This window comes from Hamadaea sp. NPDC051192, from assembly GCF_040682475.1.
Taxonomy (GTDB): Bacteria; Actinomycetota; Actinomycetes; order Mycobacteriales; family Micromonosporaceae; genus Hamadaea; species Hamadaea flava.
On record NZ_JBFBAZ010000204.1, the window covers coordinates 1 to 10,263 of the forward strand.

The window sequence follows — 10,263 nt, forward strand, 5'->3', positions numbered from 1 at the left end:
ATCGCCTGCCGGATCCACCAGGTGGCGTACGTCGAGAACTTGTAACCCTTGGTGTAGTCGAACTTCTCCACCGCCCGGATCAGACCCAGGTTGCCCTCCTGGATCAGATCCAGGAACGCCATCCCCCGGCCCGTATACCGCTTCGCGACGCTGACCACGAGCCGGAGGTTCGCCTCCAGCAGATGGTCCTTCGCGGCACGTCCCTCGGAGACCACGACGGCCAGGTCGTTCGCGACCTCGCAAGGGTGGCCCGCTTCGTGGGCCGCCTCCAGGAGGTGCTCGGCCATCAGCCCGGCTTCCACCCGGCGCGCCAACTCGACCTCCTGCTCCGCGGTGAGGAGCTTGGTCTTGCCGATCGCGTTCAGGTAAGCCCGGACCAGGTCCGAGGAGACGCCGCGCTCGTCGACGGCGTCGAGGTCGTTCGTCATGACCGTTACGGCGGTGTCGTCCATCGTCGTCTCTCCCCGTTCGCTGAACATGAGAAGAGCTTGCACTCGGGCGCGTGAAGTGACGGTGAGGTGACTCAACCCGGGGTGTGGCGTGGCTTACGCTTGCCCGCGAACGTGAAGTTCATGGGGAGGAACAAAACGTGTTGAACCGGCTGCGCCAGCTCTTCGGCACCGGTGGACCGAGTGTCGCCACGACGTTGCAGGCCAAGCGAACCCAGCCCGGTGGCGACGTCAGCGGCGTCGTCCAGGTGGTGGGCGGGTCGCGACCGGTCACCATCTCGAAGGTCGTCCTCGGACTGTCTACAAAGGTATGCGTCGACGGCGACGACACCCACTTCGACGACGTCTTCTTCGCGCGCCAGGCGTTGACCGGATCGTTCGGGCTCGCCCCGGGCGAGGAGCGCGAGTTTCCCTTCGAGTACCTCGTGCCCTACGAGGCTCCGCTCACGATGATCGCCGGGCAGCGGCTCAGCACGGTCGAGCTGGGACTGCGTACGGAGTTGGAGGTCGCCCGCGCGTTCGACGGCAGCGACCTGGACCCGATCGAGACGACGCCACTGCCGGCGCAGGAGACGGTCGTCAAGGCGTTGCTGGATCTCGGCTTCCGGATCCTCCGCTCTGATGTGGAGCACGGCACCCTGCGCGGCGTGGATCAGACGCTCCCGTTCTTCCAGGAGATCGAGTTCCACCCCGCCGCCAAGTACGCCACCATGCTCAACCAGCTCGAAGTCACCTTCGTCGCCGGACCGGTCTCGACCCAGGTGATCCTCGAACTCGACCGCCGGGGCGGGCTCATCCCGAACCGCGAGGTCTTCGGCCGCTTCGTCGTCGACCACTCGGCGCTCGGCGACACCGACTGGAAGGGCACGCTGGACGACTGGATCATGGAGTCGTGCCGGCGCGGCGGCCTCTTCTGAACCGCCGCGCAGCCCACCCTTCCTCCGCCCTTGGCGCGTTGATCATGGTGCTTGCCCCCTCGACACGCCGGCGACACCACAGTTAACTCCATGATCAACGCGGCGAGCGAGCAGCGTGCGGCGAGCGAAAAAGGCGAGCGAGCGGCGAGCGAGCGGCGAGCGAGCGGGACTCAGGGGAGGAGGAGGAGGCCGCGGGTGATCAGGTGCCGGACGATGCCCGCCAGCGACAGCGCCAGCAGGTCGAAGGGCGCTTCGTGGGCGGCGGCCAGCAACGTCACCAGTTCTCGCAGCGTGGTGGTGCCGTCGCAGCCGCCGACGAGGGAGACGATCAGCGGGTCGATCTCCTCGGCCCAGTGCATCCCGTCGGTCAGTTCGAGGATCTGCCGGTCGACTGCCCAGCCGTCCGGGCTCATCGTGGCGTCCTGCCGCAGCAGCAGCCCGGGCGCCGTACGCAGTCGCAGGTCCAGCAGACCGTCGAGGTCCACTCCGGACAACTGGTCCTGACGGCCGAACCAGGCGGCGACCTGCGCGCCGACCGGCTGGTCGAGGCGTTGGAAGGCGTCTTCGCAGACCACGATCGGCTCGTCGGAGCCGCTGTACCGGGCGCTGATCAGGCCGAAGCCGATGGCTTCGATCTTGTTGCGGTCGAACCAGTCCAGCCAGGCCGCGGCCCGCTGCGGGTCGTGGCCCTCGGCCGCGTCGTAGAGCCAGAGGCGTACGTAGTCGAGGGGTTCGGTGACCTCGCGCTGGATGACCCACAGGTCGCAGCCGGTCCCCGCGAACCAGCCGGCGACGCGCTCGGTCCAGTCCTCCCCCGCCACGTGCACCCAGTTCGCCAGGTACTGCATCGTGCCGCCGGGGTTCAGCAGCCGGGGCGCGGCCGCCGCCAGCTCCGCGCAGACGCCGTCGCCGGGCCGCCCAGAGTCGCGGTAGGTGTGGGTGGTCACGCCCGGCCCCACCACGAACGGCGGGTTGCTCACCACCTGGTCGAACCGCCGCCCGGCGACCGGCGCCAGCATGTCGCCCGCCAGCAGCTCCCAGGACAGCCCGTTCAGGTGCGCGGTCGTCGCGGCGAGCAGCAACGCCCGCTCCGAGAGATCGGTCGCGGTGATCGTCGCAGCGTGCTCGGACAGGTGCAGAGCTTGTACGCCGCAGCCCGTGCCCAGGTCCAGGGCGCTGCCGACGGGGCGACGGATGGTCGCGTCGGCGAGCGTCATCGAGGCCATGCCGACGCCGAGCACGTGATCGGCGGGTAGTGGACGGCCCGGCCGGGCCGCGGCCGGCAGGTCGGCGACGACCCACCAGTCGCCGTAGATGTCCAGGTCGATCCCGGCGCGCAGGCCGCCCTCGGCCCGTTCGACCAGCCCGGAGGCCAGTGCTTGCGGCAGCGGCAGCCCGCGGAGCGCGGCGGCGACGGTCTCCTCGGCTTCGGTCTGCCCAGCGAGGAACACCCGCACCAGTACGCCCAGAGCGTCGTCCGCGCCGTCGGTGGCGGCCAGGGTGGCCCGGAAGTCCTCGCGCCCGGCGGCGGCCCAGGCCTCCGGCCCGATCCGGGCGGCCACGCCTGCCTGGGTGAACTCGGCGTCGACGAGCGCGTCGCGCAGTTGATCGAGGCCGGCGCGATCCAGGATGCCCTGCTGTTCGGTCACTGCCCTATCCTGCCAGCACCATGCCTTCGGACCTGATAGCGGCACTGATCCAGCGCTGGGGACTCGTTCTGGTCTCCACCGCTGCGGTCGCTGCGGTGTGCGTACTCATAGTGTGGGCGGGAGCGAGACGGGGCCGGGACTGGCGCGCGGACGCGCTGGTCGCGGGGGTGTTCGTCGGGACCTTGCCGTGGACGTGGATGGCGCTGACCCCGCTGCACGGACCCGAGCGGATCAGCCTGCGCCCCTTCGTGGACCTGGTGGCCCAGGTACGCGGGGACGGCGCGGAGGCGTTCGTGCAGATCTTCGCGAACCTGGTCTTCCTGCTGCCGCTGGGCGCGTTGGCGCCGATCCGCTGGCGGTGGTTGAGCGTGCCGGGGGTCGTCCTGCTGGCGGCCGGCTACTCCGCCGCGATCGAGACCGCCCAGTACGCCTTCCACCTGGGCCGGATCTCCAGCCTCGACGACGTCCTCCAGAACACCGCCGGGGCGGCCCTGGGCGCGCTGCTGACCCTTCGCTGGAGCCGGCGGTCAGTGGCGCCGGCGCCGTTTGGCGACCACCCGGGTCCGGCAGTAGACGGGGTCGACGCCGGCTCCCTCGACGCGGGCCTCGTGCCCGCTCAGCAGGGCTTGTTCGAGCGGACTGCCCTCGGTCGGGGTGGTGCGGGTGACGGGGTTGGGCAGCGTCCGGGCCCGCCGCTGGACGATCTTGGTACGCCGGAGCATCGACTCGGCCCGGCGCAGCGCCCGGGTGAGGTCGGCCGGACCGGATACATCGGACACTCCGACCGTCGCGGTGATCCGGATGACCTGACCGCCGACCCAGATCGGGGTGGCGAGCAGTTCCTCTAGCCGGTCGGGGTCGGGGTCCGCCCCCGATCCGCGGACGAGCGCGACGAACTCGTCTCCGCCGAGCCGCGCCACGAGCTGGCCGCCCACGTAGTCCGCGAACCGGCGACCGAGCGCGACGAGCACCTCGTCGCCGACGATCTGCCCGTACGCGTGATTGATCCGCTGAAAGCCGTCGACGTCGACCAGCACCGCGGTCATCGGGAGCCGGGCCGGGTCGGCGAGCAACGCGGTGCCCAACTCGTAGAACGCGCGCCGATTGAGCAGGCCGGTCAGCGAATCCTGCCGGGCGGCGATGCGCTCGACGAGGACCTTCCGGCGCAGCTCGACGGCGGCCGCCTCGGCCTGGCGAACCCGCCGGCCCAGCCAGACCGCCACCCCCACGCCCGCCAAGCCGGTCAGGACGATCGCGACGACGGCTGGATTCACGGCTGCGCTCCCCTTTCGCGCGGGCCGACGGTATCGGCCGCCCGATTTCGCAATATGGCCGTTCGACGGAATATGTGGACCCCGGACCGCTTATCGAGGTTTTCGGCGAGCTTCACCGTCATCCACTTAAGACGATCAGTACCAGGTCACTGGGGTTATGATGCGCTCTGCACGGTGCGGATGCAAGAGCGGATGCACGTGCAGACGACAGATTAACCGCGGGGAGGGAATCAAGTTCGTGACTGACTGGATCCAGGGCCAGCACCTGACCTGGCGCAAGAGCGGACGGAGCAACGCGAGCGGGAACTGCGTAGAGGTCGCCCGATTGCCGGAGGGCTCGGGCGTGGCGATCCGCAACTCCCGGAACCCGGACGGTCCGGCGCTCGTGTTCACGGCCGAGGAGATCGCCGCCTTCGTCGCGGGCGTACGCGACGGCGAGTTCGACGATCTGGTGGTCCCCGGCGGGCCGTGACAGCACGGCACCGACACGCATACCACCGGATCGGTGAACCGCCGATCGGTCCACATAAGGCATGCTTCAGATCACGATCAGGAAAATTGGGAGGTGAGCGCCCGTGGTCGCCCCGTTCGAGGCCGGCAGCGGCGGCGGGCCCACCGCCCTGCGGATCATGCTCGGAGCGCACCTCCGCCGGCTGCGAGAAGCCCAAGGGATCTCCCGGGAAGACGCCGGCTGGCAGATCCGGGCGTCGGAGTCCAAGATCAGCCGGATGGAGCTGGGCCGCGTCGGGTTCAAGGAACGCGACGTGGCCGACCTGCTCACCCACTACGGGCTGGCCGAGGGCGACGAGCGCGAACGCCTGCTCACCCTGGCCCGGGAGGCGAACGCGCCCGGCTGGTGGCATCGATACAGCGACATCCTGCCCGCGTGGTTCCAGCCCTACATCGGGCTGGAGTCGGCGGCGTCGCTGATCCGTAACTACGAGGTCCAGTTCGTCCCCGGCCTCCTCCAGACCGCCGACTACGCCCGGGCCGTCGTGAGCCTCGGGCACGCGCGTACGGGGGCCGAGGGGATCGACCGTCGCGTCGAACTGCGGATGACCCGCCAGCAGGTGCTGCGCAAACCGGAGGCGCCCCAGTTCTGGGCCGTCGTCGACGAAGGCGCGCTGCGGCGCCCGGTCGGCGGCCGGAAGGTCATGATCGCCCAGCTCGAGGCGCTCATCGAGGCGAGCGAGCTGGCCAACGTACGCATCCAGGTCGTGCCGTTCCTGATCGGCGGGCACGCGGCGCACGGCGGCGCCTTCAGCATCATGCGGTTCGCCGAGCCGGACCTGCCCGACGTCGTGTACGTGGAGCAGCTGACGAGCGCGATCTACCTCGACAAGCGCGAAGACGTCGACCAGTACCAGATCGTCATGGAGACGCTCTGCATCGAGGCCGCGCCGCCCGAACAGACGCCCGACATCCTCCGCAAAATCGCGGCGGATCTGGCTCAGTAACCTAATCTATGGATCCCCGACCCTTCATGCGAGGTGCATTGCTGTGAACGACGCACCGCAAAACTCCGAGTTGCTGTCCCGGCTGGACACTTCGGTGGCCCACTCCGCGCGGCTCTGGAACTACCTGCTCGGCGGCAAGGACAACTTCGCCGCCGACCGCGAGGCGGCCGAGCAGGTCCTGGCATTCATGCCGGAGCTGGTGCAGTCCGCCCGCTACAACCGCGAATTCCTCGGCCGCGTGGTCCGTCACCTCGCCGGTACCGCCGGAATCGACCAGTTCCTCGACATCGGCACCGGCCTGCCGACCGCGAACAACACGCACGAGGTCGCTCAGCAGACCAACCCCGCCGCGCGGATCGTCTATGTGGACAACGACCCCATGGTCCTCGTCCACGCGCGTGCCCTCCTGACGAGTACGCCCGAAGGCGCGACCGACTACATCGACGCCGACATCCGCGATCCGGAGACGATCCTGCAGAACGCCGCGCGTACGCTCGACTTCGAGCGGCCGATGGCGATCATGCTGCTCGGCATCCTGAACTTCGTCGTCGACGACGCCGAGGCCGCCGCGATCGTCGCCAAGCTGCTCGACGCCGTACCCGAAGGCAGCTACCTCGTCATGTCGCATCCCACGGCCGAGGTCCACCGGGAAGCGGTCGAGCGCGCCATGCAGATGTGGAACTCCAGCGGCTCGGCTCCCATCTGCGCGCGTACGCCCGCCGCCATCGCCGAGTACTTCGAAGGGCTGGAGGTCCTCGACCCCGGCTTCGTGACCGTGTCGCACTGGCGGCCGGACGGCAACGACGAGGCCGTCGTCACCGAGTGGTGCGGCGTCGGCCACAAGCGCTGACGCTCCCCCTGTCCCGCTGGCGTTCTTGAGCGGCAGATCACGGATATGCATGCGATCTTGGACCTCGGAAGCATGCATATCCCTGATCTGCCCACTACGGGCACACCGAGGTCTGGCAAGCTGGGGCCATGTCGAAGCTCTTCCTCGCTCAGGAGCCGGCGGCCGACGAGATGCTCGCGACCGACCCGCTGGCGCTGCTCATCGGGATGCTCCTCGACCAGCAGCAGCCCCTGGAGAAGGCGTTCGCGGGGCCGTTCCGGCTGGCCGAGCGGCTCGGCGTACAGCATCTCGACGCGGCGGCCATCGCCGGCCACGATCCGGAGGACTTCGCCCGGATCTACGCCGTTCCCCCGGCCATCCACCGCTATCACGGCTCGATGGCGCAGCGTACGCAGCAACTCTGCCAAGCCGTCACCGACGAGTACGACGGCGACGCCGGCCGGATCTGGGGCGAGGCGGCCGACGGCAAGGACCTCTTCAACCGGCTGACGGCACTGCCCGGCTACGGCAAGCAGAAGGCGCACATCCTCATCGCCCTGCTCGGCAAGCAGCTCGGCGTACAACCGGCGGGGTGGCGCGAGGCGGCCGGGGCGTACGGCGAGGAGGGGTCGTTCCGGTCAGCGGCCGACATCGTCGACGCGGCCTCCCTGACGAAGGTGCGCGAGTACAAGAAGGCCGCGAAGGCGGCAGCCAAGGGCTAGGGCAGCCCGCGTAACCGGGCGAGCGCGGTCGTCAGGCTGTCCGGGGTGACCGCGAACGCCCGGCTGAGCGGGTACTCCACCTGGTAGAGGACGAAGAGCAGCAGCGCGATCATCGCCCCGACGACGGCCATCATGAGCCCGTTCGGGAAGGTGCGCTCCAGCCCGAACAGGTAGAGGAACACCACGCTGACCAGCCCGCCGGCGATCAGCACCGGCCAGAGCAGGCCGGGCATTCCTTCGCCGGCGGCTTGCAGTCGACCGCTCCGAGCCCCGGCCGCCGCGCTGATCTGGGCACTGAGCTGGGCGTACGCGTTCTGCTCCGGATCGGTCCGGGGGCGTACGGCGTCGACCCGCCGGCGCAGCTCGGTGAAGAGTAGTTCGGCCCCGTCGTCCGGCTCGTGGCGTACGCGTAACCGGGTCCACTCCGGACCGGTCGCCTCCCCGAGGTACGCCACGATCAGGTCGCGCACCTCGGTTCGGTCGGCCGGGGCGAGTTGGTCGGTCGACCAGTACGCCTCGACGAGGCTGCCCGCTTCGAGGTCGGTGCTCGAAGCGGCGGCCGACCGGGGTTCCCAGATGGCGATCGCGGCGATGGCGATGAGGATGGCGTACGCCATCCCGATGGTGGCGTAGAGCGTGCTGGCGGCGTCCGTGTCGGCGACCAGCCATCGGCGCGGGACGACCTTGGAGATCAGGAGGAAGCCACCGACCGACGCGGCGGCGGCCCCGATTGTGACGAGTGTTCCGGTGAGCATGACATCCATCGGGAGCCCCCAAGGTCATCGGCGTACGCGAGCCGCCAGGGTGATCGCGGGGACGAGCAGGCCCGCGAAGAAGGTCAGCGTGAGCGGCAGTTTCCTTTTCGGAGCGGGTGGCGCGGGCGGCCGGCGCACCGCGGCCGGCGCCACCGGAGACGCAGACGGCGAAGGCGACGGCGGCACCGGCGAAGCCACTGTGGACGGCGACGGCCGAACCGTCGGTGACGGCGGATCATGAGGAATCGGCTGGGGCCAGCGGATGCTCACGGCGTACTCCTCGACCTCGCCGCCGGAGGCCGATCCGGTCGGCTGCACGACGGCCGGGTTTCCGGCGTACAACCGCAGGAGCAGACGCAGGCTGCGGGCCGTGCGCGGCACGCTGACCCGTGGCCAGGACAGGACGACGGATTCTGCCCCGGATGGCACCTCGGCGGTGGCGCGGGCGTCGCCGAGCCAGCCCGCGAGCCGGGCCGGTTCCGGCGTGGTGTTCCGCACCGCGACCGTGACCTGCCATGACGTCGCGTCGGCGGCGATCGTCGGGGCCGGTACGCCGTCGTCGGCGCCCACCGAGCCGCCGATGCTCAGCACCTCCATGGTCGTGACGGTGTTGCGCGGCGCTTCGGCGTTCTCGGACGAGCCGTAGTCCCAGAGGATCGGGCACGCGGCGGCGTCCGCGTGGTACGCCTGCACCCCCGCCTCCACGTAGCTCGCCTGCGACGGATCGGTCAACGGAATCCGGTAGATCCGGCCCGACGAGTTCTCCAACGCCATCAGTACGCCGAACGCACTGATCGACACGGCCCCGAACGCGACGCCGTCCACAGTGGGCAGGGCCGTCGCGTCGACCACGCCGGTAGCGGGATCGACGCGGACGAGCCGGCTCGGCCCGGCGGCCAGCCCGTAGAGCGCGCCGTCGAGTGGGTTCACCGCCCAGTCCCCCAGGTCGATCTGGTCCGACAGCTGGACCCGGCGCGCCACCGTAAGCGCCGGGAGCCGCACGTCCACCAGGGTGGACCCGTCCAGCAGCAGCCAGTCCGAACCGGCCACCGCCCCGGCATACGCACCGGGGACGACCGCCGGTCCCACCGAGGCCAGGTGACCCGACGCATCGATGGTGACCGTCTGACCGCCGGAGATCGCGTACCCGAGGTCGGCGAAGTAGCCGAGCGCGTTGACCGGCTTCGGCAGCTCGGCGATCTTCGCGTACCCGTGGGCGTTCTCGTCGAAGCGCAGCAGCGTCTTGTCTTGAGTCAGCAGAAAACCGTTGCGGCACAACGGCTCCGCCGCCGGGGTGGTCGGTCCGGCGACCACCCCGGCGGTCAGGGCCAGCGCGAGCAACCACGCGCCGGGCACGACTCGCTACCGATCCCGCTGCGTGAGCAGCCGCGCGAGCGCGGTCAGCTCCAGCGTCCGGGCCAGCGGCGGGTCGTCGTGCAACCGGTCCAGCGCCCGGCTGATCAGCTCGCTCGCCTGCGCCACGCACCACTGCCGTCCGCCGGCCGCGTCCACGGCCGCGGCGACCTCCGCCAGATCCGCCTCCTTCAGCTCCTCTTCCGACGCGTACGCCTGAAGCAGCGGCCGGGCAGCGGGAACGCCCGAGCGCAGCGCGACGACGACGGGCAGGCTCTTCTTCCGGCTGCGCAGATCGGAGTAGACGGGCTTTCCGGTGACCGCGGGATCGCCCCAGATGCCGAGCAGGTCGTCGGTGATCTGGAAGGCGAGCCCGAGGTCCGCCCCGAAGCCCCGCAGCCGGGCGACCTGCTCGGCGGTGCCGCCGCCGAGCAGTGCCCCGAGACCGGTGGCGCATTCGATCAGCGCCCCGGTCTTGCGCCGGGCCATGGCCAGGCACTCCGCCGTGGTGACGTCGTCGCGCGTCTCGAAGGCCAGGTCTTCGCCCTGGCCGTGGAGCAGGTCGCCGACCGCCCCCGACAGCATCTTCTGGGCCAGCCGCGCCCGGGTGGGACCGGCCACCCGGGAGTCGGACGGCCCGCTGAGCGTGCCGAGGGTCTCGACGGCGAGCGTGAGCAGGGCGTCGCCGACCAGGATGGCCTGCGCGACGCCGAACTCCTTCCACACCGTCGGCCGATGTCGCCGGGTCTCGTCGCCGTCCATGACGTCGTCGTGGACCAGCGAGAAGTTGTGCACCAGCTCGACCGCGACGGCGGCGGGCAGCGCCGGAGCGACCTCGGTGGCGAGGGCGATGACTTC

General features: G+C 70.4%; 11 protein-coding genes and 1 pseudogene. 6 read left to right on the forward strand and 6 right to left on the reverse strand.

The features are described 5' to 3' along the window. Positions 1-428 (reverse strand): sigma-70 family RNA polymerase sigma factor (locus AB0M47_RS40030; RefSeq protein ID WP_363423565.1); only part of this gene is annotated, 428 nt, incomplete at its 3' end. A 161-nt stretch (positions 429-589) separates the two neighbouring features. Here AB0M47_RS40030 and AB0M47_RS40035 point away from each other — a divergent pair. Then, entirely contained in the window at positions 590-1,366 is a 777-nt protein-coding gene (locus AB0M47_RS40035) for a sporulation protein (RefSeq protein WP_363423551.1), read from the forward strand. Between the two features lie 170 nt (positions 1,367-1,536). Here the strand turns inward: AB0M47_RS40035 and AB0M47_RS40040 are convergent, their stop codons facing one another. Continuing rightward, positions 1,537-3,015 carry a methyltransferase gene (locus AB0M47_RS40040; protein WP_363423553.1) on the reverse strand — a complete coding sequence of 493 codons (1,479 nt, stop codon included), beginning with the start codon at positions 3,013-3,015 and terminating at the stop codon, positions 1,537-1,539. A 20-nt stretch (positions 3,016-3,035) separates the two neighbouring features. Here AB0M47_RS40040 and AB0M47_RS40045 point away from each other — a divergent pair. Continuing rightward, positions 3,036-3,515: pseudogene (locus AB0M47_RS40045) on the forward strand (VanZ family protein); the annotation flags it as partial. 27 nt (positions 3,516-3,542) lie between these two features. Here the strand turns inward: AB0M47_RS40045 and AB0M47_RS40050 are convergent. After that, the gene (locus tag AB0M47_RS40050; RefSeq protein WP_363423554.1) at positions 3,543-4,289 is read right to left on the reverse strand and encodes a GGDEF domain-containing protein; all 747 of its coding nucleotides are present in this window, start codon (positions 4,287-4,289) and stop codon (positions 3,543-3,545) included. A gap of 238 nt (positions 4,290-4,527) precedes the next feature. On the opposite strand from AB0M47_RS40050, the gene AB0M47_RS40055 reads away from it, so the two are divergent. The 4 genes from AB0M47_RS40055 to AB0M47_RS40070 all read left to right on the forward strand — a co-directional run bounded on the left by AB0M47_RS40055 (position 4,528) and on the right by AB0M47_RS40070 (position 7,297). Continuing rightward, complete coding sequence (locus AB0M47_RS40055) at positions 4,528-4,761, forward strand: DUF397 domain-containing protein (protein ID WP_253756655.1); 234 nt, start codon at positions 4,528-4,530, stop codon at positions 4,759-4,761. A 157-nt stretch (positions 4,762-4,918) separates the two neighbouring features. Continuing rightward, positions 4,919-5,746, forward strand: a complete 828-nt coding sequence (locus AB0M47_RS40060) for a helix-turn-helix transcriptional regulator (RefSeq protein ID WP_363423567.1) — start codon at positions 4,919-4,921, stop codon at positions 5,744-5,746. 43 nt (positions 5,747-5,789) lie between these two features. Then, positions 5,790-6,596, forward strand: coding sequence for an SAM-dependent methyltransferase (locus AB0M47_RS40065; RefSeq protein WP_363423556.1), 807 nt, complete (start codon positions 5,790-5,792; stop codon positions 6,594-6,596). 128 nt (positions 6,597-6,724) lie between these two features. Next, positions 6,725-7,297, forward strand: coding sequence for an HhH-GPD-type base excision DNA repair protein (locus tag AB0M47_RS40070; protein WP_363423558.1), 573 nt, complete (start codon positions 6,725-6,727; stop codon positions 7,295-7,297). Here AB0M47_RS40070 and AB0M47_RS40075 read toward each other — a convergent pair. The 3 genes from AB0M47_RS40075 to AB0M47_RS40085 all read right to left on the reverse strand — a co-directional run. Continuing rightward, positions 7,294-8,061, reverse strand: a complete 768-nt coding sequence (locus tag AB0M47_RS40075; RefSeq protein ID WP_363423560.1) for a hypothetical protein — start codon at positions 8,059-8,061, stop codon at positions 7,294-7,296. The two genes, AB0M47_RS40070 and AB0M47_RS40075, sit on opposite strands and share 4 nt — an antisense overlap. A gap of 15 nt (positions 8,062-8,076) precedes the next feature. Next, a complete protein-coding gene (locus AB0M47_RS40080; RefSeq protein WP_363423562.1) occupies positions 8,077-9,408 on the reverse strand; it encodes a hypothetical protein in 1,332 nt (443 codons plus the stop codon). A 6-nt stretch (positions 9,409-9,414) separates the two neighbouring features. Further along, positions 9,415-10,263: polyprenyl synthetase family protein (locus AB0M47_RS40085; RefSeq protein WP_363423564.1), on the reverse strand; the 849-nt coding region annotated here is incomplete at its 5' end.